This is a genomic window from Sediminibacillus halophilus, from assembly GCF_900103695.1.
Taxonomy (GTDB): Bacteria; Bacillota; Bacilli; order Bacillales; family Amphibacillaceae; genus Sediminibacillus; species Sediminibacillus halophilus.
Genome location: NZ_FNHF01000001.1, coordinates 167,291 through 192,060 on the forward strand (window position 1 = coordinate 167,291; position 24,770 = coordinate 192,060).

At 42.8% G+C, this 24,770-nt stretch carries 25 protein-coding genes; 22 read left to right on the plus strand and 3 right to left on the minus strand.

The annotated features are described in order from the left end of the window. Positions 1 to 64: 64 nt before the first annotated feature. Positions 65 to 832, plus strand: coding sequence for a sporulation protein YpjB (locus BLR82_RS00910; protein ID WP_074597149.1), 768 nt, complete (start codon positions 65 to 67; stop codon positions 830 to 832). Positions 833 to 902: 70 nt separating this feature from the next. Next, positions 903 to 1,592, plus strand: coding sequence for a zinc metallopeptidase (locus BLR82_RS00915; RefSeq protein ID WP_074597150.1), 690 nt, complete (start codon positions 903 to 905; stop codon positions 1,590 to 1,592). A 244-nt stretch (positions 1,593 to 1,836) separates the two neighbouring features. On the opposite strand, the gene BLR82_RS00920 is transcribed toward BLR82_RS00915, so the two are convergent. After that, positions 1,837 to 2,712 carry a YitT family protein gene (locus tag BLR82_RS00920; RefSeq protein WP_074597151.1) on the minus strand — a complete coding sequence of 292 codons (876 nt, stop codon included), beginning with the start codon at positions 2,710 to 2,712 and terminating at the stop codon, positions 1,837 to 1,839. A 185-nt stretch (positions 2,713 to 2,897) separates the two neighbouring features. On the opposite strand from BLR82_RS00920, the gene BLR82_RS00925 reads away from it, so the two are divergent. From BLR82_RS00925 to nth, 17 genes are all read left to right on the plus strand, one after another. Continuing rightward, positions 2,898 to 3,254: a nucleotide pyrophosphohydrolase gene (locus BLR82_RS00925; protein ID WP_074597152.1), complete on the plus strand. Its 357-nt coding sequence runs from the start codon at positions 2,898 to 2,900 to the stop codon at positions 3,252 to 3,254. Next, positions 3,247 to 4,047, plus strand: a complete 801-nt coding sequence (gene dapB / locus BLR82_RS00930) for a 4-hydroxy-tetrahydrodipicolinate reductase (RefSeq protein ID WP_074597153.1) — start codon at positions 3,247 to 3,249, stop codon at positions 4,045 to 4,047. The genes BLR82_RS00925 and dapB overlap by 8 nt, the downstream gene beginning before the upstream one ends. A 10-nt stretch (positions 4,048 to 4,057) precedes the next feature. After that, positions 4,058 to 4,459: a methylglyoxal synthase gene (mgsA, locus tag BLR82_RS00935; protein WP_026570142.1), complete on the plus strand. Its 402-nt coding sequence runs from the start codon at positions 4,058 to 4,060 to the stop codon at positions 4,457 to 4,459. A gap of 19 nt (positions 4,460 to 4,478) precedes the next feature. After that, positions 4,479 to 5,609 (plus strand): N-acetyl-alpha-D-glucosaminyl L-malate synthase BshA, encoded by a 1,131-nt coding sequence (gene bshA, locus BLR82_RS00940; RefSeq protein ID WP_074597154.1) that lies wholly within the window; start codon positions 4,479 to 4,481, stop codon positions 5,607 to 5,609. Further along, complete coding sequence (locus BLR82_RS00945; RefSeq protein ID WP_074597155.1) at positions 5,609 to 6,811, plus strand: CCA tRNA nucleotidyltransferase; 1,203 nt, start codon at positions 5,609 to 5,611, stop codon at positions 6,809 to 6,811. Before bshA ends, BLR82_RS00945 begins: the two co-directional genes overlap by 1 nt. Next, positions 6,783 to 7,757: a biotin--[acetyl-CoA-carboxylase] ligase gene (locus tag BLR82_RS00950; protein WP_074597156.1), complete on the plus strand. Its 975-nt coding sequence runs from the start codon at positions 6,783 to 6,785 to the stop codon at positions 7,755 to 7,757. Before BLR82_RS00945 ends, BLR82_RS00950 begins: the two co-directional genes overlap by 29 nt. A 16-nt stretch (positions 7,758 to 7,773) precedes the next feature. Next, a complete protein-coding gene (gene panB / locus BLR82_RS00955; protein ID WP_074597157.1) occupies positions 7,774 to 8,616 on the plus strand; it encodes a 3-methyl-2-oxobutanoate hydroxymethyltransferase in 843 nt (280 codons plus the stop codon). A gap of 1 nt (position 8,617) precedes the next feature. Next, a complete protein-coding gene (gene panC, locus BLR82_RS00960) occupies positions 8,618 to 9,487 on the plus strand; it encodes a pantoate--beta-alanine ligase (protein ID WP_074597158.1) in 870 nt (289 codons plus the stop codon). 11 nt (positions 9,488 to 9,498) lie between these two features. Beyond that, a complete protein-coding gene (gene panD, locus BLR82_RS00965; RefSeq protein ID WP_074597159.1) occupies positions 9,499 to 9,882 on the plus strand; it encodes an aspartate 1-decarboxylase in 384 nt (127 codons plus the stop codon). 349 nt (positions 9,883 to 10,231) lie between these two features. Continuing rightward, positions 10,232 to 13,030: an ATP-dependent DNA helicase DinG gene (gene dinG, locus BLR82_RS00970; RefSeq protein ID WP_074597160.1), complete on the plus strand. Its 2,799-nt coding sequence runs from the start codon at positions 10,232 to 10,234 to the stop codon at positions 13,028 to 13,030. 60 nt (positions 13,031 to 13,090) lie between these two features. Beyond that, positions 13,091 to 13,879 carry an MBL fold metallo-hydrolase gene (locus BLR82_RS00975; protein ID WP_074597161.1) on the plus strand — a complete coding sequence of 263 codons (789 nt, stop codon included), beginning with the start codon at positions 13,091 to 13,093 and terminating at the stop codon, positions 13,877 to 13,879. 505 nt (positions 13,880 to 14,384) lie between these two features. After that, the gene (locus tag BLR82_RS00980) at positions 14,385 to 14,555 is read left to right on the plus strand and encodes a YpmA family protein (protein WP_074597162.1); all 171 of its coding nucleotides are present in this window, start codon (positions 14,385 to 14,387) and stop codon (positions 14,553 to 14,555) included. Further along, on the plus strand, positions 14,518 to 15,045 hold the full coding sequence (locus BLR82_RS00985; protein ID WP_139186867.1) for a cell wall elongation regulator TseB-like domain-containing protein: 528 nt from the start codon (positions 14,518 to 14,520) through the stop codon (positions 15,043 to 15,045). Before BLR82_RS00980 ends, BLR82_RS00985 begins: the two co-directional genes overlap by 38 nt. 27 nt (positions 15,046 to 15,072) lie before the next feature. After that, complete coding sequence (locus tag BLR82_RS00990; RefSeq protein ID WP_074597164.1) at positions 15,073 to 16,254, plus strand: pyridoxal phosphate-dependent aminotransferase; 1,182 nt, start codon at positions 15,073 to 15,075, stop codon at positions 16,252 to 16,254. Between the two features lie 21 nt (positions 16,255 to 16,275). Beyond that, on the plus strand, positions 16,276 to 17,568 hold the full coding sequence (gene asnS / locus BLR82_RS00995) for an asparagine--tRNA ligase (protein ID WP_074597165.1): 1,293 nt from the start codon (positions 16,276 to 16,278) through the stop codon (positions 17,566 to 17,568). A 132-nt stretch (positions 17,569 to 17,700) separates the two neighbouring features. Beyond that, on the plus strand, positions 17,701 to 18,393 hold the full coding sequence (locus BLR82_RS01000) for a DnaD domain-containing protein (protein ID WP_245693616.1): 693 nt from the start codon (positions 17,701 to 17,703) through the stop codon (positions 18,391 to 18,393). 10 nt (positions 18,394 to 18,403) lie between these two features. Further along, on the plus strand, positions 18,404 to 19,072 hold the full coding sequence (gene nth, locus BLR82_RS01005) for an endonuclease III (protein WP_074597166.1): 669 nt from the start codon (positions 18,404 to 18,406) through the stop codon (positions 19,070 to 19,072). Positions 19,073 to 19,284: 212 nt separating this feature from the next. On the opposite strand, the gene BLR82_RS01010 is transcribed toward nth, so the two are convergent. Continuing rightward, positions 19,285 to 22,020 (minus strand): penicillin-binding protein 1A, encoded by a 2,736-nt coding sequence (locus BLR82_RS01010; RefSeq protein ID WP_074597167.1) that lies wholly within the window; start codon positions 22,018 to 22,020, stop codon positions 19,285 to 19,287. An 18-nt stretch (positions 22,021 to 22,038) separates the two neighbouring features. Next, a complete protein-coding gene (gene recU / locus BLR82_RS01015; RefSeq protein ID WP_074597168.1) occupies positions 22,039 to 22,626 on the minus strand; it encodes a Holliday junction resolvase RecU in 588 nt (195 codons plus the stop codon). Positions 22,627 to 22,758: 132 nt separating this feature from the next. Between recU and BLR82_RS01020 the strand changes: the two genes are divergently transcribed. From BLR82_RS01020 to BLR82_RS01030, 3 genes are all read left to right on the plus strand, one after another. After that, complete coding sequence (locus BLR82_RS01020) at positions 22,759 to 23,715, plus strand: DUF2515 family protein (RefSeq protein WP_074597169.1); 957 nt, start codon at positions 22,759 to 22,761, stop codon at positions 23,713 to 23,715. Between the two features lie 313 nt (positions 23,716 to 24,028). Further along, a complete protein-coding gene (locus BLR82_RS01025) occupies positions 24,029 to 24,346 on the plus strand; it encodes a hypothetical protein (protein ID WP_074597170.1) in 318 nt (105 codons plus the stop codon). A gap of 35 nt (positions 24,347 to 24,381) precedes the next feature. Further along, complete coding sequence (locus BLR82_RS01030) at positions 24,382 to 24,753, plus strand: DUF1798 family protein (RefSeq protein ID WP_074597171.1); 372 nt, start codon at positions 24,382 to 24,384, stop codon at positions 24,751 to 24,753. The last annotated feature ends 17 nt before the right edge of the window (positions 24,754 to 24,770 follow it).

Here is a 24,770-nt window from a genome sequence, read left to right on the forward strand (position 1 = left end):
TATGGTCTAAACTTGTCCTCCTTCTCATACATTGAAAAAGGAATAGGTTAGAGAGGGGATCTCGATGAATAGGACAAGTTACGCGCACTTATTTCTTTGTTTTTTGCTGGGTGTGGGAATATTTTTACCAGGGAAGGCTGTTTTGGCACATCACCAGGATGTACATTCCTCCATCTACCAGTATGTCCGCTTTGTACAGGAGGAAAGATATAAAGAGGCCGAAACATTGCTGCAACACCATTCACAGGAATTTTCGGAATATGCTTCCGAACATGCTGATGCAGAAGAGGCGAATGTCGTTGCTGCTGTTTTGGAACGCAACCTGCAAGCTGTCGCGATCCCGAAAGATAAAGACTCCCAGCTGTACACACATGCAATGGCATTGCTTCTGGTGTTTGATGCTCTAAAAAACGAGCAGGAGCCGCTTTGGATGACCTGGAAGCAGGAACTGCAGAACGAAATAGAGCATTTGTCTATAAGCAATAAAGAACTTGCCATGCAAGATATAAATCGTCTGAAAACACATTGGAATATACTGGAGCCGGCATTGAAGCTGGCTGCTGATGAGGAAGATTATATACAAACGAGCGCTTCCATTCGTTATTTGCTGGCTTCGATGGACAGCCCAAGGTGGCAAGAACAGATGATCACTGCTTCCGATCAATTGCAGCAAATTGAGGCAGGGAACGATGACAAATTGAAACGGAGTTTAACGCTGATTTTTATGGTGGCGGCTGTCGGCGGTTTTATTATTATCACGCTTTCCTATGTAGCTTGGAAAAAGTATAAAGGGGAAAGAAACAAGCAGGAGAACAAAAGAGAAAATAGTTGACTATTTGCTCATTTTTGACTAAAATTGACCTTAATGAAAGTACTGAATTTTCATCAATGGAGGAATGAGCATGTTCGCTTCGTTAGGCGGCTACTTAATTTATATCGCGCTCTTAATGATCATCCCATTATGGGCTCAATCAAAAGTAAAACGCACCTATAAAAAATATTCACAAGTTGCAACTTCATCCTATATGACCGGAGCACAGGTAGCCCGGAAGGTATTAGATGACAACGGCATTTTCGATGTAAGGGTTGAAGAGACACGCGGGACACTTTCCGACCACTATGATCCGAGGAAAAAAGTTGTGCGGTTGTCCACTGACAACTACCATGGGCATTCGATGGCAGCTTCAGCGATTGCAGCGCACGAAGTAGGGCATGCAATTCAGGATGCGGAATCCTATGCGTTCCTACGCTTCCGTCATTCATTGTTTCCGATGGCTAATCTTGGTTCCAATTTGTCCTTTATCCTGATTATTGCTGGAGCGATCATGGGTATGATGAACCTAGTACTTGTCGGTATCGTATTCATGTCGTTCGCTGTGTTGTTCCAGCTGGTGACACTTCCGGTTGAGTTCAATGCTTCAAGTCGGGCGATGGGCCAATTGGTTTCCAGTGGTATCATCCGCAATAATGAAGAGCGACAAACGAAGAAAGTGTTAAATGCAGCTGCATTAACTTATGTTGCTGCGGCAATGGTCGCTGTGGCAGAATTGATCCGCTTTATCTTGATGTTTGTCGTATCCAATGATGACTAAAAGCTAAGACAAAATGTATGGCTGGGCCAAAAGTTTAGCGGCCAAAGCTAAAAACCGAACGATGACTCGAATTCTTAGGAATTCGAACTCGTTCGGTTTTTTTCATTATAAGATAAACTCCTTTATAGACTTCCTGTTCTTCTGTTGTACGATAAGTGCTTCTCAATGCTATACCTTGATACTGTGCTATTCATGGGCTTAATCTTTCCCTGAAAACACAAAAACCTCCATTGCGATCTCAGCCTCAATCCTGTAATGGTTGCTTGTTTTCATCGAGGGTGAATCCTTCACCAAGAACATCATGTACAGAAGTAACGGCCACAAAAGCATGTGGGTCAACACTGTTGATGATGTTTTGCAATCGTACAATTTCATTTCTTCCTACGACACAATACAAGACTTCCCGATTCTCTCCAGTATATCTTCCTTTACCTTGTAGGACCGTGACACCTCTATCCATCCTGCGCATGATCTCTTCGGAAACTTCATGGCTGCGATTGGAAATGATCGTTGCTCCTCTAGCAGCATATGCCCCTTCCTGGATAAAATCGATAACCCGCGCAGCGACATAGACAGCAACAAGCGTGTACATCCCTTCGACAAGCTCTAAATAGGCGATAATCGAAGTGGAGATGACAATTGCGTCAAATAAAAACATGGTCTTACCCATGCTCCAGCCAACATATTTGTGCACAATTCTGGCAATGATGTCGACACCGCCTGTTGTTCCGCCATAACGAAAAATGATGCCAAGCCCGATTCCGATAGACACACCTGCGAATAGCGCAACCAAGGTCATGTCCGATTCTAAATGGAGATAAAATTGGTGTGCTTGAAAGATGCTTAGAAACAAGGATACAGCCAGCGTTCCAATAATCGTATAAATAAAAGTATTGCGGCTTAAAAATCGCCAGCCGACGATGAATGCCGGTACATTCAGTACAATATTCATAATGGCCGGATCCCATCCCCATAAGAAATAAAATAGCAAGGTTATCCCGGTAAAACCACCTTCACCCAATTCATTTTGCATATTAAAATGGACAATTCCGAATGCAAACACTGCAGATCCGAACAAGATGAACAATGTATTTTTTAATTTTATCCCAAAAAAACTCATTCCATCACCTCTTCTAATAGAATTACCTTAACCATTATAGACAATCCCCGGTTAGGTAACAATCCTTACCGTTCCTGTATTAAAAATTTGTCAAACGACCTCCTTTTAGCTAACATGTTAATTGATTGAACATAAAAAGCCAAGCTTTCCTCCGCATGGGTTTGCAGGAAAAAGGAGTATGAGAGATGGATAACGAAAAAGGATATACCACCGCTGAAATGCAAAAAAGAGTGGATGCTTACATAGGACAATTCAAAGAAGGATATTTTTCTCCATTAAGCCTAATGGCAAGGCTCACGGAAGAAGTTGGGGAGCTGGCACGGGAAGTGAATCATTATCATGGAGAAAAACCGAAAAAAGCATCTGAACAGGAAAAAACGATAGAAGACGAATTAGGTGATTTGTTATTTGTCGCCATATGTTTTGCCAATTCATTGGATATCGACCTGTCAGAGTCATTTGAGCGGTCGATGAGCAAAATAGAAACAAGAGACAAAAATCGTTGGACAAGAAAAGACGGAGAGGGGAACGACCATGACTAAAACCAAAGTAATTGTAGCAGGACCGCGCGGGAAGATGGGGAGTGAAGCGCTTCGTATGATTGCCAGACAAGATGATCTGGAATTAGCTGCTTGTCTTGATTGGAAAAACGACGGTATGCTCGTAAAAGATATAGATGGATTGCCTGCTTTTGACGCTCGTATTTATGAAAACGTGGAAGAATGTTTCCAGCATGTGGATGCAGATGTACTGGTGGATTTGACCACCCCTGAATACGGATACAAGCATACAAAAGCGGCTTTGGAGCATGGCATCCGTCCTGTTGTCGGGACAACCGGTTTTACGGAGGAGCAGCTTGAAGAGTTAACGAGATTGGCGGAAGATAAACAATTAGGAGTAGTAATTGCTCCAAACTTCGCCTTGGGTGCTGTATTAATGATGCAGTTTTCCAAGTGGGCGGCAAAGTATTTTCCTGACGTGGAAATCATCGAACGTCATCATGATAACAAGCTCGATGCTCCATCGGGAACAGCAGTGAAAACCGCCCAGTTAATCCAGGAAGTGAGGGAGAGCAAGGGGCAAGGGCACCCGGATGAAAAGGAAACCATTGAAGGAGCGAGAGGGGCCGATGTCGATGGCATGAAAATCCACAGTGTCAGGCTTCCTGGACTCGTGGCTCATCAGGAAGTCGTTTTTGGAGCTTCCGGGCAAAACCTTACCATTAAACATGATTCCTTTCACAGAGAATCCTTTATGTCAGGAGTAAAGCTGGCGATTGACCATGTAATGAAACTGGATTTGTTGGTGTACGGCTTGGAAAATCTATTGGAATGAGGGGATCTAGGTGAACATTGCTCTTATAGCACATGATAAAAAGAAATCAGATATGATTGAATTCACGATTGCTTATACGCATATCCTGGAGAAACATCAGCTGTATGCAACTGGAACAACTGGCTCCAAAATAGCTGAAGCAACCAATATGGATATTCACCGTTTTCAATCGGGGCCGCTTGGCGGGGATCAGCAAATCGGAGCGATGATTGCGCAAAATGACATGGATGTCGTCATTTTCTTTCGTGATCCACTTACTGCTCAGCCCCATGAACCAGATGTCAGTGCCTTGATGAGGCTGTGTGACGTTTACCAAATTCCTTTGGCTACTAATCTCGGAGCAGCGGAAATTGTCGTCCGGGCTTTGGAGCACGGGGATTTTCAATGGAGAGAAATTGTCAAAGGAAAATAATAAGTTAAGGAAGTCCATCATGAAAAAAATCGGTATAACCTGTTATCCATCCGTTGGTGGATCAGGAGTCATTGCGACAGAATTAGGAAAACTGCTGGCAAAGCAAGGGAACGAAATACACTTTATCACTTCCAGTTTGCCGTTCCGCTTACAGGGAGTTAACTCTAATATTTATTTCCATGAAGTAGAGCTGAACCATTATCCCGTCTTCCAATACCCGCCATATGACCTGGCGCTGGCTAATAAGATGGCAGAGGTAATTGATCAGGAAAAACTCGATATTCTTCATGTTCACTACGCCATGCCACATGCCATTTGTGCTATATTGGCAAGAGAAATTGCAGAGCACGATGTTAAAATCGTCACTACATTGCATGGGACGGATATTACGGTCCTCGGGATCGATAATAGTTTGACCAAGATGATCAAACACGGTATCGATCAATCCGATGCCGTGACAGCAGTATCCCGGAGCCTTGTCGCCCAGACGAGAGAGATGCTCGGAGTAGAGAGGGAAATAGAAGTAATCTACAACTTTATCGATGAACGAGAATATCATCAGCGGGATAATCAACGTCTTAGACAGGACTATGGCATTGCTGACGAGGAAAAAGTTATCATCCATGTTTCTAATTTCAGGAAAGTGAAGCGTGTGGCAGACGTGATTGCTGCTTTTCATATCATCCAGGAAAATGTGCCGGCGAAACTACTGCTGGTAGGCGACGGTCCCGAATATTCCGAAATGTGCCAGTTAGTGAAGCGGCTTGGTATAGAAGACCGGGTTCTGTTCCTGGGTCGTCAGATCAATGTCAGTGATTTATTTTCAATAGCCGATTTAAAACTGCTTTTATCGGAAAAGGAGAGTTTCGGACTGGTGCTACTGGAAGCAATGGCCTGCGGTGTTCCTTGTATCGGTACAAATATCGGCGGGATCCCGGAAGTCATAGAGCATGGACAAACCGGTTTTATTACCGAGTTAGGGGATGTGAAGGATGTAGCGGAAAATGCTGTCCGGCTGCTTACTGAGAAAGAGTTGTGGCAGACATTTTCAAGAAATGCAGTGCAGTCGGCTCATAGCCGATTTCGAGCTGAAAAAATATTGGCAGCATATCAAAAAGTTTACGATACTGTCATGACAGGTGGTCAATAATGGAGTTTCCGGCATTCTCTAATGGAAAGAACATATTAGAAAAATTAGAGCAGCATGGTCATTCTGCCTACTTTGTCGGCGGAGCAGTTCGTGACTTTTTGATTGGTCGACCGATCGGCGACATTGATATTACTACTTCTGCGAAACCAGAACAGGTACAGGATATTTTTCCGAAAGTTATCCCGGTCGGTATAGAACATGGGACCGTGATCGTTCGCCATGAAGGGGAGTCATTTGAAGTGACAACTTTTCGCGTAGAAGAAGGGTATTCCGATTTTCGTCACCCAGATGAAGTAGAATTCGTAAATGACCTGGAAAAGGACCTCGCGCGCCGGGATTTCACGATGAATGCCATCGCTATGGATAAATATGGGGAAGTGATTGATCCATATCTCGGAAAGAGTTCCATAAAGGAAAAAATGATTCGTACTGTCGGAACCCCTTCCGAACGTTTTTCAGAAGACCCACTTCGAATGTTGCGTGCGCTTCGTTTCGCCAGTCAGCTTGATTTTCAACTTGAATCAGAGACATTTTCTGCTTTAGCCGATGGAGCTGAAATGATTAAGGAAATATCGATCGAGCGTATAACAGGCGAATTGGAAAAATTATTTGCCGGTCCATTTGTCAGCAAAGGAATTGGGTTATTGCGGAGGTCAAACCTGGTTGATTGTCTGCCTGTTTTTAAAGGAAACCGGCGTTTGCAGAAATCTCTAAGTCAAGTAAAGGTTCCATTTTGCCAGCTGTCAGAGCTTATTTGCATGCTGGTTTACTGGGAGCAGCAAGTAACAATATCGGAATGGGCTAAAGCATGGAAACTATCTAATCGAACAAAAAAAGAAACAGAGCAATTATACGAAGCCATTTCTTACAGTAGTGAAAAACAAATCGACGCCTGGCTCGTTTATCAGTTGCCCAGCCATCTTTTGGACAGTTTTATCCGGTTGTACACTACATATTTTTCACCTGTAAGCCGTGATTATATCCTTAGTCTGAACAAAGCGCTCCCAATTAGACAGAAGAGAGACCTGTCTGTAACAGGAGCAGATCTCATCGAATGGTTCCCGGAACGAAAAAAGGGCCCTTGGATCAATCAAGCCCTTACCTCCATAGAAAAATTAGTGGTAATCGGTGAACTGCCCAATCAAAAAAATGTTTTGAAGGAGTGGGTGAAACATGAATACCACCCGCAATCAACTGATTGAATTACTGAAGAGAAACAATCAAACGTTTATTTCTGGACAGGAACTTTCTGAAAAGCTGAGTATTTCCCGAACGGCGGTATGGAAACATATGAAAGAGCTGGAGAAAGAGGGATATCAAGTACAGGCCGTTCCTAGAAAAGGGTATCGTATCAGTGGTCAGCCTGTTAAGTTAAGTGCGAGTACAGTGAAATGGGGATTGAGGACAAAGTGGGCAGGGAAGCAACTATTTCATTACCCCGTTGTAGAATCTACCCAAATAATCGGTCATCAACTTGCCCAGAAAGGACTTGAAGAAGGAACAGTCATTCTTGCAGATGAGCAAACAGCAGGGAAAGGAAGAATGGGCCGAAGATGGCACTCTGCAAAAACAGAAGGAATATGGATGAGCATGATTTTACGTCCTCCAGTTGTTCCGCACAAGGCACCACAGATTACGTTACTGACAGCAGTAGCTCTAGCTGAAGCCATCGAGTCTCTGACAAATATCAGACCTGCAATAAAGTGGCCGAACGACATTTTCTTTCAAAATCGCAAAGCTGCCGGGATTTTAACGGAAATGCAGGCAGAGCAGGATGAAATTCAATACATAGTCTTGGGGGTAGGCATCAATGTCAACCAGTCATTATCGGACCTTCCCGAAGACATCCAGCAAACTGCAACATCATTAAAGCTGGAGACTGGAATTGAGTGGGAGTTAGCACCCCTTGTGCAGCAAATATTAGCTACATTTGAAACCTATTATGAAAATTATCTGGGTAACGGTTTTGCAGCGATAAAAGAGAAATGGGAACATTACGGCTATAAAATCGGGGAACAGGTGCACGTATCTGCGAGTAAGCAGAAGTATCAAGCTGAGATCATAGGCATTGCTGAGGATGGTGCATTAAGAGTTCGCAAACTTGATGGTTGTGAAGAGAATCTGTATTCTGCAGAAATCCATTGGTGAAAAGGGGGAAAACATAATGTTAACTGTTTCTCATCTGCGAAGCATGAAAGAAAAAGGCGAGAAAATAGCGATGCTCACTGCTTATGATTATCCGTCCGCGAAGCTAGCAGAGCAAGCGGGTATTGACATGCTCCTTGTCGGAGATTCTTTGGGAATGGTTGTGCTTGGTTATCCTTCTACTGTTCAGGTAACCATCGATGATATGATACACCATGGAAAAGCAGTTGCCCGAGGAGCTGATGATACCTTTTTAGTCGTGGATATGCCCTTTATGTCCTATCATGTCTCATTGGAAGACTCTTTAAATAATGCTAAACGTATCTTTCAAGAGACCAATGCCCACGCATTGAAGGTGGAAGGAGCTTCACCGGAAACAATCCGACTGATCGAAAGAATGACCGCAGCCGGAATCCCTGTCATTGCCCACTTGGGATTGACTCCACAGTCGGTGAATGTGTTGGGGGGATACCGGGTTCAAGGAAAAGATCGAGATACTGCTCAAAAAATATTGGATGAAGCTAAAGCTGTTGAAAAAAGTGGAGCAGCTGCCCTTGTTCTCGAATGTATTCCGAAAGAACTTTCGGAAGTCATTACTGCATCTTTGTCCATCCCTACTATCGGAATTGGAGCCGGACAAGCTTGTGATGGCCAAGTGCTTGTCTACCATGATGTGCTTCAGTATGGTGTGGACCGTTTGCCAAAATTCGTAAAGTCCTATTTGGACGGCAATGAAGATGTAACAGGTTCATTAAAACAGTACATTGAAGAGGTGAAGTCATTCAGGTTTCCAAGCGATGATCACTCCTTCACCATGAACCGTGATTTTTTGCCTGTTATGCAGCAGGAGGAAGAAGAGTAGGATGGAGATTATTAAGTCAGTTAAGCAGCTTCAGCAAACAGCAGAGCAATTAAGACAAACAGGTAAGCGTATTGGTTTCGTCCCAACGATGGGATTTCTACATGAAGGCCATCAAGCCCTGATGGAGAAAGCCAGAAACGAAAACGATATTTTAATCGTCAGCATTTTTGTTAATCCTTTGCAATTTGGACCTGGTGAAGACTTTGACACGTATCCCCGAGATGAAGAACGTGACGTGCAAATTGCTAAAGATAAACAGGTTGATATCCTGTTTTTGCCGGAGACGGAAGACATGTATCCAGATGAACAGGCTATTACAATGCGGGTGGTCCGCAGAGTGGATGTATTATGTGGTAAATCCCGTGAAGGCCACTTTGATGGGGTTGTGGCAGTTCTTACAAAACTTTTTCATCTTGCCCAGCCGCATCGTGTATATTTTGGTATGAAAGATGCACAGCAAGTTGCAGTGGTCGATGCTTTGGTGAAAGACTTTAATTTCCCACTTGAAATTGTACCGGTAGCGACAGTGAGGGAAGAAGACGGTCTGGCCAAAAGCAGCCGTAACGTCTATCTTTCCAATCAAGAGCGCAAGGAAGCAAAGGAAATATACCAAGCTTTGCTACATGGTAAGCAATTAATCGTTGACGGGGAGAAAAATCCCAGTACGATTGTAAAGGAAGTCGAGGATTTCATAAATAAACGTACTCATGGTAAAATAGATTATGTAGAATTATTAACATATCCGGAATTAAACACAACGACAGTTATTTGTCGGCAGGTGATTCTTGCAGCAGCTGTCCACTTTGAAAAGGCAAGGTTGATTGACAATTTAGTTTTTGACCAGAGTGGGTTTATTTCTGAAGGGTTATAGGAGGAAAGACTATGTTTCGTACCATGATGAAGGCGAAAATTCATCGTGCTCGGGTTACAGAGGCCAACTTGGATTATGTTGGCAGTGTTACCATAGATTCAGATATTCTAAAACGGGTGGGCATCTTGCCAAACGAGAAAGTGCAAATTGTTAACAACAATAATGGTGAACGACTGGAAACCTATGTTATTGCCGGGGACCCGGGCAGTGGCGTGATTTGTCTCAATGGCGCAGCCGCACGTTTGGTCCAAAAAAACGATATCGTAATCATTGTATCTTATGCAATGGTTGATGAAAAAGAGTTAGCGGACTTCTCGCCAAAAATTGCTTTGATGAATGAACATAACCAAATAGTAGAGCTTATAGAAGAAGAACCGCCGTTGACAGTCATCTAAACAACAGAAGATGAAATGAATACCATAAGGGTCATCCCTTGTTTGAAACTCTTATCAACGTGGTGTTTGATAAGGGTTTTCTTTATCAGAAGCCAAAAGCTGCCGGGTGGTGCTGTCGCTTCCATATTTATTAATCCAGCTACAGCGCATGCCCCCTCGAGTTCTTAAACCACGCTCTGCATGGCAAAATGCGCCACTGCGAGTCTGTTCTTAAGTTTGTCGGAGGCCCACACGACTGGGTCATGCAGGCGTTGCCACAGGACGTGGCGAATATAGCCTGTACTCCTTTTACATGGGAGCTTTTGCTTTTAATCGTACATAGCAAGCTGATAGTTATGGAGGTGAGAGAATGCAGACATTTGCAGTAGTTGATTTGGAAACAACTGGTCATACGCCGTCTAAAGGGGATAAAATAATTGAAATCGGAATTGTAGTAATCGAAAACGGGTCGGTCGTTAAAGAATTTTCCAGCCTGGTCAATCCCGGAAAGACGATACCTCCTTTTATTTCCAATTTGACCGGGATTCGAGACGAAGACGTACACGATGCTCCCGTGTTTACTGAAATAGTCGATGAAGTGATTGCTTGTTTTACAGATGCATATGTGGTAGCGCATAATGTACCATTTGATCTCGGATTTCTTAATTATGAAATACAGGACACGGGCAGAAAGGCTTTACAGCAGCCAGTGCTGGATACTGTCGAGCTTTCCAGGATTTTACTCCCGCAGGCTCCTGGTTTTAAATTAGGGCAGCTTTCTGAATATTTATCATTAAGACATGATGACCCACATCGTGCATTATCAGATGCTGCTGTCACGGCAAAATTGCTAATGTTTTTATTTGCCAGGTTGGAGGTGCTGCCGCTTGAAACGTTGACACAGTTGCAATCCTTAGAAAGCCGGCTGAAGAGTGATTTGTTTGAAATTTTACAAGCGTATATGGACCGAGCAGCTTTTTCTGAACAAGAGAGAGAGGATTTAGAGATTTTCCGTGGTCTTGCGCTCAAGCATATTCCCAGCCGGGAAGCTTCCGAGGAACAGCCTTTGCCAGCGTATGCAAGCTTCCTTGATCTTATATATGAAAAAGACGGAAAACTGTCAGATTTTATGGCCAGGTATGAAAAAAGACAAGGCCAGCGGGAAATGTCGGAAACGGTATTCGATGCTTTTGAAAGCAAACAGCATGCGTTGATAGAAGCAGAGACGGGCACAGGCAAGTCGTTGGCATATTTGCTTCCGGCAATTTATCAATCACTGGCCAAAGGACAGAGAGTCGTTATAAGTACGCATCTAACACAACTACAGTCCCAGCTGCTTGAAAAAGAAATACCACTCCTCCAGGCAATGGTGGAGTTCCCTTTCCAGGCTGCATTGATTAAAGGAAAGCAGCATTACTTAAGTTTGAGTAAATTTGAAAAAGAAATCTTCTCGGAGCAGCAAGATAATTATGATATTACTTTGACGAAGGCAATCCTGCTTGTATGGCTTACGGAAACAAATACGGGTGATATCGATGAGGTCCAGTTGCCATCAAGCGGAAAAAAGTTTTTTCGAAGTATATCAACAGATTCAGAAGGGTACCTCGATCCGCGATCGCCGTGGTTCAGCCGATCCTTTTACCAACGGGTGAGGAATAAGGCGCAGCATGCTAATTTGGTTATCACCAACCATTCTTTGTTTTGTACCGATTTGAACAGTGATTTTCAATTGTTGCCATCTTATAAAATGGCAATCATCGATGAAGCACATCATCTGGAAGCAACCGCGGCAAAACATTTTGGTTTAAAATTGGACTATGTGGGCATCCAGCATTTATTTAATCGGATCGGTACCGTGGAGGCAGGTGACTGGTTTTACCGGGCTCTTACAGAAACAGAAGCTGAACCCGCATTGTCCGAAAACTGGGATACTCTATGGCAGCAGTCCAAAGCGGAAGCAGATGATTTATTTCGCTATGTTTTTCATTTCGTTTTGGAACAAAACCGTCGAAACACTGCATTAAATGATATCGGAAGAATACAGTATCGATTTGAAAAAGAGAAAGAAAACATGCAGTCGTGGAATACAATTCAGGAAATGGCAAGCAGGTTAAGCTTTCTAATAAGAGATCTCATACACATTTTGTCGCAGTTGAAAAACGGGCAGGGTGGAAGGGGATCCAATTCCCTGGTAACCGACTTGATGGATGAGGTGCAGAGCTTTATCGATTTGTTGCAAATTGTCATTGACGAACTCGAACATTTTTTCTTTTCTGCAGACCCTAATCAAGTAAGGTGGGCAGAAATTGAAGCACACGGAGCAAAAAATGCTGTATATCTATATAGCGAACCAGTAGAAGTGGCAAGTGCGTTGTTTGAAGATTTGTTTGCCAAAAAAGACAGTATTGTGCTGACCAGTGCAACATTGAGTATGAACAAATCCTTCGATTACATCCGTGAGAGATTGGGCATGCCTTACGAAACGACCATAGAGAAAAAAATCCAATCACCGTACCAATACGATCAACAAGTTCAACTCATGATACCGAATGATTTTCCTGAGATGAAATACGGCAACCCAGAAGCATATATATTAGCCGTCTGCGAAGCTGTTTATTCTTTGGCTGAAGTCACGGAAGGAAGAATGCTTGTCTTGTTCACTTCCTATGATATGCTCCGGAAAGCACATCAAATATTGAAGGAGCTTACAGAGGAAAAAGACTTTATCCTTATCGCTCAAGGAATATCAAGCGGTAGCCGAGCACGATTAAAAAAGAACTTCCAGGCTTTCGAGCGGTCCATCTTGTTAGGAACCAGTTCATTCTGGGAAGGAGTAGATATACCGGGAAGCGACCTGTCTTCCCTCGTTATTGTACGGTTACCTTTCCAACCTCCAGACCATCCTGTTTATCAAGCTAAATCGGCACAGCTCAAAGAGATGGGAAAGAATCCGTTTATGGAATTGGCTCTTCCCAACGCTGTGATCCGTTTTAAGCAAGGATTTGGCCGACTCATCAGGTCAAGTACAGACCGCGGGATTGTCATGGTTTGTGATGAGCGGATTGTCAAAGCGAGGTATGGAAAATATTTCACTGATTCTATTCCAGAAGTACCAATATCCTATGAGACCACTGCGAAAATAATTGAAAAAGCTGAAGCGTGGTTATGATATGAATCGCTTTTCTACATATCCTATACCTAGTTTGATTTAGGATAGGTGATGGTTAAAGTGAAAAAGTTCTCTTGTGCATTTTGCTTATGGTTAATCTTTGTCTTTTTGGTACCTTCGATACAAAGTGACGCGATGATTGACCTGAAGGATGGTGAAATATATTACGCTTTTTTCCATCTTCCGGATGGAGAAGCCACATTAATTAGAGGGTACAACGGAGCGATATTGATCAATACAGGTGCTCCGACAAGCACGAGTGCTTTGTTTGAACAGCTCAAAGAATTGGAAGTAAAGGAAATCAATACAATAATTCTGACAAAACAGATGTCCGATTACTGCGGAAATGCCGCTGAACTGATTGACCGCTTTCATCCAAGTTCAATTGCTTATGCTGGTAAGATGAGTAAAACATGCGGGAGAGAAGTGGAAGCAGCTAATCGTGTGAAATGGGATACAAACAAACTCATCGATTTACCGATGGGTGGTTCACTGAACGTTCTAAAAGCTGACGAAACCGGGGAAATGACTCTCGATATTGTTTATGGGAAAACTTCCATGCTATATTTAAGCAACAGCTCCATAGAAGATGAGGATGAGTTGTTGCAGCATAAAATTGACCCTCAAATCATCAAAATTGGTGACTATGCCCGAGGTAAGTCACCAAGCGGTTTTTTATTAGATAAAATCGATCCACACATCGGCATCATTTTCACCAGTAAAGATAAAAAGCCAAATGAAGGATTGATGGAACGTCTCAATGAATCGTGGATTGATGTATATCAGCTTGATCAAGTCGGGACTACCATAATCCGCTTAAACGAAACGGATTACGAAGTCTTATCCTGAATCCTCTATGCGGCAGAGAATTTCCTTCGTCTGCCGCATAGAAATAGACTGCTGATCGGCAGCTAAACAACTTTGCAAAGATATGGTGTAGCGACTTACACATATATAGTGGAAATGATTTCACTTTTACATAAAAAAATGTGCACTGCAAGCAGCGCACGATTGGTGTATGGGTTAGGGAAATTGGTTGAAAAAATCCAAATCATCAAACAGCAAAAGTTTCATTTAAGAAGGAATTTGTTTTTCAACTCTAATTATATTGTGGGTAAAATCGGCTTTGCTATGTGTTACAAATATTGATAGCAGAGACAATTCTGCCTATGGATGCAGGTTGGCTCGTTGACATCTTTGAAATGTGAGGTACGCTGACCAACTTCTTCGTCATTTTGTGTCAAACTGCTTCAAGAATGAACAAAAATGAGTTATGATGAGAAAGTGCACGATTACCGTAAAATCTTATACACAGTTCCCGTCATTTTAGGGGGATCGTGGAGGTGTGACAACTATGGATAAGAAAATTGAGACGCTGTCGACTGTGAAAATAACGCATTCGGATGATTTATATAAAATAGTCGATAATTTGAACAGAACGTTAAAGGAAGATGATTTAATGTTTGGTTTAGCACTGGATGATGAAGATGATGGAAAAGCTATCTTTACCATTTACCGTACCTAGTTGGGTAAAATGGGCAGTTGTTATTTTTATTTTGGTCTTTATTGGTGCTTTAGGATACAGCATTTATTTATATAACAGTATCCAGCAGGATAAGGAAGCAGGTTTTCAAACTTCGGCAGATCGTGCAGTAGCCGAAACAGCTCTTGAAAAAGCAGAAAATGTTTCCCGTTATCACGGTAATATTCTGTATCATGTTGTAACAGGAACTACCGACGATGGCTCGGAGGCAATTGCCTATGTACCTGCTGAACAGAAGGATGGAAAAATAGTTATTTTCCGTACAGAAGATTTAGTATCGGAACAATCCATTCTCCAATCATGGAATAATGATTGCTCGAATTGCGAATTGTTGGAAACGAATTTAGCTATTGAAAATGACCAGCCACTATTGGAACTAAAATACATAGATGACAGGGATCGATATGTATTACATTATTATTCCTTGACAGATGGCAGTTCCGGAGACCATTTCCGGTTTAATCGATCCTGACCATTATTCGGAAAGGTGATTTACATGATGGATTTAGCAAATAGAGTAAAAACATTGACTCCTTCTTCGACTCTGGCAATTACTGCCAAAGCGAAAGAATTGAAAAATCAGGGTCACGATGTAATTGGGCTTGGTGCTGGGGAGCCGGACTTCAACACGCCTCAAAACATTTTGGATGCAGCTGAAAAGGCCATGCGGGACGGACATACGAAATACACCCCATCTGGAGGACTTCCGGCTTTAAAAGAAGCAATTATAAACAAACTCGAGCAGGATCAACAGCTGGAGTACTCGCCGGAAGAGATCATTGTAACAAATGGGGCGAAACATGGTCTTTATACTCTTTTTCAAGTTCTCCTAAATCCTGGAGATGAAGTGATCATTCCAGCTCCTTATTGGGTCAGTTATCCAGAGCAGGTTAAACTGGCACAAGGGATGCCGGTGGTTGTAGAGTCTAAAGAAGCCAATCAATTTAAAATAACTCCTGAACAGTTGGAACAGGCAATTACGGATAAAACGAAGGCAGTTATTCTGAATTCGCCAAGTAATCCGACAGGTGTAATGTATTCTGAAGAGGAACTTATAGCAATCGGAGACATTTGCCTCAAACATGACCTGTTGATTGTGTCGGATGAAATTTATGAAAAATTGATTTATACAGACCAACAACATGTATCAATCGCACAACTATCTGAACCGCTGAAAAAACAAACAATCGTCATAAACGGTGTATCCAAATCCCACTCCATGACAGGTTGGAGAATTGGCTATGCAGCAGGAGACAGCACGATCATCAAAGCGATGACCGGGTTGGCATCCCACTCGACCTCGAATCCGAATTCTATCGCTCAATATGCTGCGTTGGAAGCTTACAGCGGTTCGCAGGATAAGGTTGAGGAAATGCGGCAAGCATTCCAAGAACGGTTGGAAAATCTTTATCAGTTAATCACGGATATTCCGGGGATTTCCTGTGTCAAACCGAAAGGCGCTTTCTACTTGTTTCCAAATGTTCGTGAGGCCGTAAAAGCGAATGGTTTTTCCAATGTAGATGACTGGGTTGCGGCATTACTGGAAGAAGAAAAGGTAGCACTAGTTCCCGGTTCGGGCTTTGGTGCTCCAGAAAATATTCGTTTATCGTATGCTATTTCCTTACCACAGTTGGAAGAAGCAGCCAATAGAATAAAACGTTTTGTACAAAATCATCAATAATGTGTGCGGAGGTATTATATTTTGAAGACGACAATTTCACAAGTAGCTAAACATGTAGGAGAAGAAGTAACCATCGGGGCCTGGTTGGCCAACAAACGTTCCAGTGGCAAAATTGCATTTTTGCAGCTCCGTGACGGTACTGGATTTATTCAAGGAGTAGTCGTAAAAGCGGAGGTGGAGGAAGCGGTTTTTCAGGCTGCTAAAAACATCACCCAGGAAACCTCCTTATATGTAACTGGTACAGTGGCTGAGGACACTCGCTCTCCGTTTGGCTATGAGTTACAAGTAAAGGGTTTGGAAGTAATCCATGAATCAACGGATTTTCCAATCACTCCGAAAGAACACGGCACGGAGTTTTTGATGGATCATCGCCATTTATGGCTGCGTTCTAAGAAGCAGCACGCCGTAATGAAAATCCGCAATGAAATTATTCGGTCTACCTATCAGTTTTTCAATGATCATGATTATGTCAAAATCGATCCACCGATTTTGACTGGATCTTCTGCTGAAGGTACAACAGAATTGTTCCATACGAAGTATTTTGACGAAGAGGCCTATTTGTCTCAAAGTGGACAATTGTATATGGAAGCCGCTGCAATGGCTTTTGGCAAAGTTTTTTCTTTTGGTCCGACTTTCCGAGCGGAAAAATCAAAAACTCGACGCCATTTGATTGAATTCTGGATGATTGAACCGGAAATGGCCTTTGTAGAGCATGAAGAAAGTCTGGAAATCCAGGAACAGTATGTTAGCTTTATTGCACAAAGTGTATTGGAAAATTGTAAGCTTGAACTTGATATATTGGAAAGAGATACGGATAAACTGGCAAAAATTCAGGCTCCTTTTCCACGTATCACATACGACGAAGCAATTGATCTCTTGAAAGAAAAAGGCTTTGATGACATTGAGTGGGGAGAAGACTTCGGTGCACCGCATGAGACGGCCATCGCTGAAAGCTTCGATAAACCAGTTTTTATCACGCATTATCCGGCCGAAATCAAAGCATTTTATATGAAGCCTGATCCTAATCGGCCTGATGTAGTTCTTTGTGCAGACTTGATTGCTCCTGAGGGATATGGAGAAGTGATTGGCGGTTCGCAAAGAATCGATGACTTGGCATTAATGGAGCAGCGCTATCAGGAGCATAATTTGACCGGAGACGCATACCAATGGTATCTCGAACTAAGAAAATACGGCAGCGTCCCCCATTCCGGGTTTGGACTAGGCTTGGAACGGACAGTAGCTTGGTTTGCCGGCGTGGAGCATGTAAGAGAGACCATCCCATTCCCGCGCCTGCTCAATCGTCTGTATCCGTGAGCTTTGCTGGCTGTTAGTCTTGTATTTACTCAAAAGATCCCTTGCCGCCTTCGCGACAAGGGATTGTTATGTTTATAATTGGAAATTTCCCTATCCGTCATTCGTGCTATAATATGTTAGAGGTGAGTTTTTGTGACAAGTGATTTCAATTATCAACAAATTGTGAAAGATCAGATGGTGATACCGTCGCTGTTATTAAAAAGGTACCATCAATTGAAACTATCGGAAACGGAAGTAATGGTTATTCTACATATCCATCGTTTTCAAATGGAAGGGAACACTTTTCCTACACCGGAAGAAATCGCTCAGTTTACGAGTATCTCACCGGAAGACTGTACAAAAATACTCCGTCAGTTGATTCAGAAGAATATTCTGTTGATTGAGCAGGAGGAGGATGAAAAGCAGGTCTTAACTGAATGTTATTCTCTGGAACCTTTATGGGTCACAATATATAAAGCAGATTATCCTGCTTCACAAGCAAATCGAGAGGCAGATCAGCAGCAGGCCAATATTTTTATTCTTTTTGAACAGGAATTCGGTCGGCCACTGTCACCCTTTGAAATTGAAACGGTCAACATTTGGCTTGATGAAGAACGACAAACGCCGGCTCTGATCAAGGCTGCTTTAAGGGAAGCTGTATTGATGGGGAAATTGAATTTCCGCTATATTGACCGGATTTTACGTGAGTGGAAAAAGAAAGGGATTAAATCGGTTGAACAGGCGAGGAATCAGAGCAGGCAATTCCATATAAACCAAAATAATCAGCAGGAACAGCAGCAATCGAAGCGGGATGTATCGTTGTATTATAATTGGTTAGAGGAGTAGGGGGATAGGAATGTTGAATAAGGCGCAGGTGAGACATTGTCTGGATGCATGGGAAGAAATGTTTCCCGATGCAGAGTGTGAGCTTGTCCATGATAATCCTTTTGAATTGGTGATTGCAGTCGTCTTATCGGCTCAATGCACGGATGCATTAGTCAATAAAGTGACTAGGGATTTATTTAAAAAATACAAAACACCTGAAGATTATCTAGCGGTATCACTGGAAGAGTTGCAAGATGACATACGGTCAATCGGTTTATATCGGAATAAGGCAAAAAACATCCGTAAGCTTTGTCAAATGTTGATTGATGACTATGAAGGAGAAGTCCCTTCAACCCAGGAAGAGCTTGTCAAGTTAGCGGGAGTAGGTAGGAAAACGGCAAATGTGGTCGCTTCCGTTGCATTCGATGAACCGGCTATTGCTGTTGATACCCATGTCGAAAGGGTATCAAAACGACTTGGGATATGCCGTTGGAAAGATTCGGTGTTGGAAGTAGAAAAAACGTTGATGCGGAAGGTGCCGAAACAAGAATGGAGTCAAACCCACCATCGGATGATTTTTTTCGGCAGGTACCATTGCAAGGCGAAAAGTCCAAACTGTCCGGAATGTCCGCTGCTTGATATTTGCAGGGAAGGGCAAAAGCGGATGAAAGCAAAGAACCTTGGTATTGAAGTTGATTAAAGCGGAGCTGTCTCATGTATGATTGATAACACATGGACAGCTCCTTTGTTGTACAAACAAAAAGTAGTAAAACAGTGTGCTAACGAAATATAGCTACTCTTAAATTAAATGATGAAGGCAAAAGAAAAAATCACCAGCGTTTTTATCACGCTGGTGATTTTTATTCTGTAAGCCTGTAAGAACCAGACTAATGGCTATTTAATTTTTAACTTTCAGGCAATCTCTTCTTCTCGAATGGCGTGTAACAAATAACTGGATGCACTTTCGGAAGAAGAAGCATTTGCTTCAGAGTCACCCGCGTCTCCGGTAGGTTCATCACCATCTACCGGCTCATCTTCTGGAGTTCCATCCCCGTTATCTGTTTCTCCAGTATCGTTGCCATTATCTTCACCATTGCCGTTGTCATCTCCGGCTCCGTTACCGTTACCTTCGCCATTTCCGCCTTCGTTACCATTACCATTGCCATTGCCATTTCCGTTATCACCCTGATTGTTGTCATTACCATTACCGTTTCCGTTGCCATTTCCGTCTCCAGGATTTTCGTTATCTTCAGGATTTTCTTCTTGGTTTTCTTCTTCATCCTGCTGTTCTTCTTCATCAGCTTCATCGTCGGCTACCTGAACAGTGACCGTTGCCGGCTCACTTGTATTTCCAGAGTCCTGGTCGCTTACAGCTGTCACTTGAATGGTATAAGTGGTTCCAAGATCGACGTTGCTAATTTCCAGACTAGTATCTTTTGTATCGGCCAAGTCTTTCAAGGAGCCGCCATCCGTACCTGCTTTTACGTTGAAGGTGACAGGACGGTCATTACCCTGATCGTAATCCCAGGAAACATCAATGGATTGACTTTCTTCGTTAAAGCTTGCCTTCAGTCCACTGACCGCGTCAATCCGATCAAACTTCTGCGAGGTTTTGCTTGGTTCGTTACCCTTCACAAACAGTTCGGTCACAATATTCGATTGCGGCGTGTACTCACTTGGCAGCTTTGCAGGATTGGAACCTTTCTCTACCTGTACTTCCACGACGGAGTCAGGTTTTGTAAAATCTGCTGTTTCTATCCCATCTGACAAATAGGACATTGTTTCCCGGAACAAGTCTTGTGCAATTACAGTTTCAGAATGCCCATTTAGGGTTTGCTTCTGATCATCGTATCCTGTCCAAACAGCGATTGTATAATTGGTTGTATAACCACTGAACCAGGAGTCAGGGCTTCCTTCTTTTCCTTCCAGGTTCGTGGTTCCCGTTTTTCCGGCCATCGGCAAGCCAGGAACTTTAGCAGCTTTTCCTGTTCCGGAAGGATCATTGACCACCGATTTCAACATGTCTGTGACCATATAAGCTGTATATTCATGCATGGCTGATTTTGGTTCAGGCTTCAGGTCGACAGTACGACCATCGCTATAAGTTACTTTAGTAACCGCGTATGGCTCATTATAAATTCCCTTATTGCCAAAAGCACTGTAAGCACCAGCCATCTGCAGGGTGGTGACCCCGGTAGAAGAACCGCCGATGGCGTCGGTTAAGGCGATAGAGTCCTCATGAAACTTGATGCCGAGTCCTTCAGCAAATTCCTGGGCCCGGCTTGCGCCGATTTCCTCGAAAGTTTTAACTGCCGGGACGTTCAGTGATTGGGCTAAGGCTGAACGGGCCGACATCCAGCCATTATGCTGTCCGTTCCAGTTATCAATATAAGAATCGGTGCCCGCAATGTGATACCGTCCATCATCATTGATTTGATGATAAGTGGACCACTGTTCGTATTCGATGGCTGGACCGTAATCAATAATCGGTTTAAACGTAGAACCAGCCTGCCGCCTTTCATTGTCAATAGCATAGTTCCAGCCGCCCTGCGTATTATCCAGGTTTCTTCCGCCACCGATTGCACGGATTGCACCGGAAGTTGTATCCAGGACAGTCAGTCCCGCCCGGAACTCATCATTTGGATAATTGATAGGATTGCTTTCGTCCTCGCTAAGCAAATATTCTACATGTTTCTGAGCGTTTGGATCCAATGTTGTCTGGATTTCCAAACCGTCATTATAGATATCTGCATCCAATTTTTCACTGACTTCATCCTGTACCTGCTGAATAAAGGCCTGGTAAGGAGTCGATTCCTGCTGGCTTTCCACAAGTAAGGACTCCACAGAGACTTCACTTGCTTGATCCGCTTCTTCCTGCGATATTTTTCCGTGTTGAACCATCAGACTTAAAACCGTGTTCATTCGCTCCTGGGTCAATTCTGGATTTCTAGTCGGATCATATGCAGATGGACGCTGAGGCAGACCGGCAAGAATAGCAGCTTCCGGCAGGGTTAGATCGCTTAAATCTTCCTTGCCAAAGTAAAAGTCTGCTGCTTCGGCAACCCCATATACATTTCCGTAATAAATTCTATTTAAATACATTTCCAGAATCTCTTCTTTTGAGTACTTGGCATCCAGGCGTAGTGCAAGCCATTGTTCCTGTACTTTTCGTTTCAACGTTTTTTCCGGAGTCAGAAAAGCCCCCTTAATCACCTGTTGGTCAATTGTACTTGCACCTTCCGCTCCGAATCCGCCGGTGATATTTGCCAGTATGGCCCCGCCGATTCTGCGGAAGTCTATCCCTATATGGTCAAAAAATCGGGAGTCTTCCGTTGCTGTAACGGCATCAACCAATAGTGGCGGAAGGTCCTCATAATCAATCTTTGTCCTTTTTTCCTCTCCGAGATTGGCGAATTCTTCGCCATTGACATCCAGCAGTTTGGTCGAGGCCGGCACGGCCAGACTCTCTGCATCAAGCTTTGGAGCTGTTGCTATATAATAGGTGAACAAACCACCAATACCAATGCCAATTAACAATACTACGATTAGAAGTGTCTTAACAATCTTTTTGAAAAGTGATTTCTTTTGCTTTTTCTGCTGCTTTAATTGCTTGCGTCTTGCAGAACGAGATTGGCTTGTATTTGCCATCACGTATCTTCCTCCGATCTAAAAATAAAGCTGATCTAAAACATCCAAATAATCCACTTTTGCCTGAAACTTAAATGGGATAAGGTGACCAGCTTCTTTAATGTCTGAATAGGGTATGGATTTTCTCCCTCCATTATATTGACTTTCCCAGTAAGAGAAAAGTTTCATGGATGGGAGTAAAAAAGTTTCATTTAACAAAGAGAAACGGACAATCAAAAAACTTATCCCTCCATGTTCATTCACCTGCTTCATATGTTTCACCTGATGGTCATGCAGGTTGGAAAGGGGAAAGGACGTTTTGTTTTTTGTCTCTTTTGCTTCAAAATCAATATATTTTCCTTTATATATTCCATTATAGTCCGTTGTCGATGCTTGCTTGAAATAGGCTTCCTTGATAGTTGCTGCGCTACGTTTCGGGTAATCCACTTTGACGATTTGAACCGGTGTCGGTTTTTTATGAATGACTGCTTTGTTCATCACAAGGTAATGTTCATTCGTGTCATTGATGTCTTCTTCGAGTGTCATCCCTCTGTTGCCAAAGGCGGGTTCTTGCGAATTTTTTCCTGATGTACGAAAAGATTGCTTCTTTCCGTTTGGGTAATTCATGTTTATTCCTCCCATACATGAGAGTATCATACCAGAAATTCATGGCCTATGAGAACTAAAAATCAAAAAAACAGTGACAAAAATCCGGTATTTTTCCAGTATTTGCACAAGCTATACCTGGAGGCGGTGAAAATGTGGAAGGAACAACAGGAACTCGTCCGCTACGTTGATTCGGCGAGCCGACGCGCCAACGTAGACAATGTAGCAAGAACGAAGGCTTATCTCGCTTATTACAATCGGCACCCCGAAATAACTTGGTCTTTGTTAGCGAGTATGGTGTCACGTAACGCAGGTTGGAATATTACCGATTTATATACGCCTGTTATGGCCGGTTTGCTGCCCGAAAGAACAAGAAAAAGATTGTTTTCCACTTATGAACGGGCAAATTGGCTGATTTTTTCTGATGCCTACCCCCAGTTGCTTATCTACCAATTTTCTAAAGAACAAGGCGCTCCGTTATTCCATCTTTTGCAACAGTTTAATGTATCATTATATATGCGTCGTGAATGGAATCATTTTTGGGAGAGTGAAAACGGCTATCGATTAATGCAAGCCCAAATCATCAATGAACAAAATATTGTTCAGCGCCCTGTTATCGAACATCCTTATTTCCGAAAAAAAGTTTTTATGCGACTTCCATACTTGGCGGAAGACTTTTTTCTGCTGAGCGCGGTTTTATTTCCAAAACATAAAGGCTCTGTTATCGGTTCCTATGTGTATGATTTTTCTAATTTAAGCAAGCGGATCCTACTGGGAAAAACGTTGGCTGCAAAACTTTTCGACCCCAGCAACTTCTCTAACATTCTTGATTTCGCCAATACCGTTGAGCCTACAGGTTCGAGAAGCGAATATGAAGATTTCCTGGAGATCAATCAGCCTACATTCCGGGCACCTGATTTACGAACGATTATCAAGCCAATCAAGCACCAAGATACTATTCGTGAGGACTGGAGTGTAAATGGGGGTATAAAGTCAGAGTGGCTGATTCCAGTTGAAGTAACAGAGAACGACAGCACTTTCGAGCATTTTTATCGAAAGAGAAGAATGCTTTCCCGAATTTGGCAGGTCAAGCAAGCGATATGGACATGACAAATCCGGACCGATTTACTTGGCCCGGATTTGTCATGTTGTTATACAGATGGACGGTCGGGACCATCCAGCTTTTTGTTTTTGTACTCAGCTTGCTGCTTTTTTTCATTTTTACGATCTTTTTTCAACTGGTCTTTAGACTTATCGGTCATAACAAAAACCCTCCTTATTTCTATTGTTGTCAACCTGACGCAAAACATACAGGTTTCCCGGTTAATTTGTCTGCTTGCTTCTAGTTTTGTCGGCACGGCAGGGGACTGCAGGTTCCTTGCAGAATCAATGTGATAACAAGCTATAAGAGGAGAGATGACAAATGGACTTTGCCGGGAAGGCTGTTACCGCAAAAAACGGAGTGTCAAAACAGGTGTTTGAAAAAGCATATGTAGAACTATCTGACAGAGTACGGCTGATCGATCAAAAACTTGCTACAAAGGCAGATGAAGTAGTGCTTACCCTGGCGCTCTCCCATCGTCAGGAAATTGAAGAACTGCAAGAAGAGGTAATAAAACTGCGAAAGGAAATAAAACAGTTGAAAAGCAAAAAGGAAGAACAGAAGCAGACTCGGTATGTTGACCCCAAACCATCTTTTTGGCGATATATGTTTAAAAAAATGCAATTTGCCCGTAAATAATGATACAGTAAGGAAAGAAAGGCGGGCGATATGTAATGGAGTTAACAGCATTGACTAATCAACTGAAACAGGAACTCATTCCTTTAAAACAGCGATTTGAAGAAAGCGAAAAACCAGAAAATAGAAGAGATAAGCAATTTTTTCTGTTCGTAAAAGAAGAAACAACTCCATTCTTCGATATGGTAAAGGAATGGGAAGAAAAGGCTCTACAATTCGTAAAAAATAAAGAAGCAACGGTTCACCCACAACAAATTGCTTCTACAAGCGACAATCTGCAAATTCTCTTATTGAATAGTTATTATATAGATACACCGAAAACGCGTTACATGGAAATGTACCAATCGATTCTTTATGTATTGGATCAACTCCTGGCCGATATTAACAGAATCGAAACCAGCCCCGAATAGCGGAAACTAACGACATG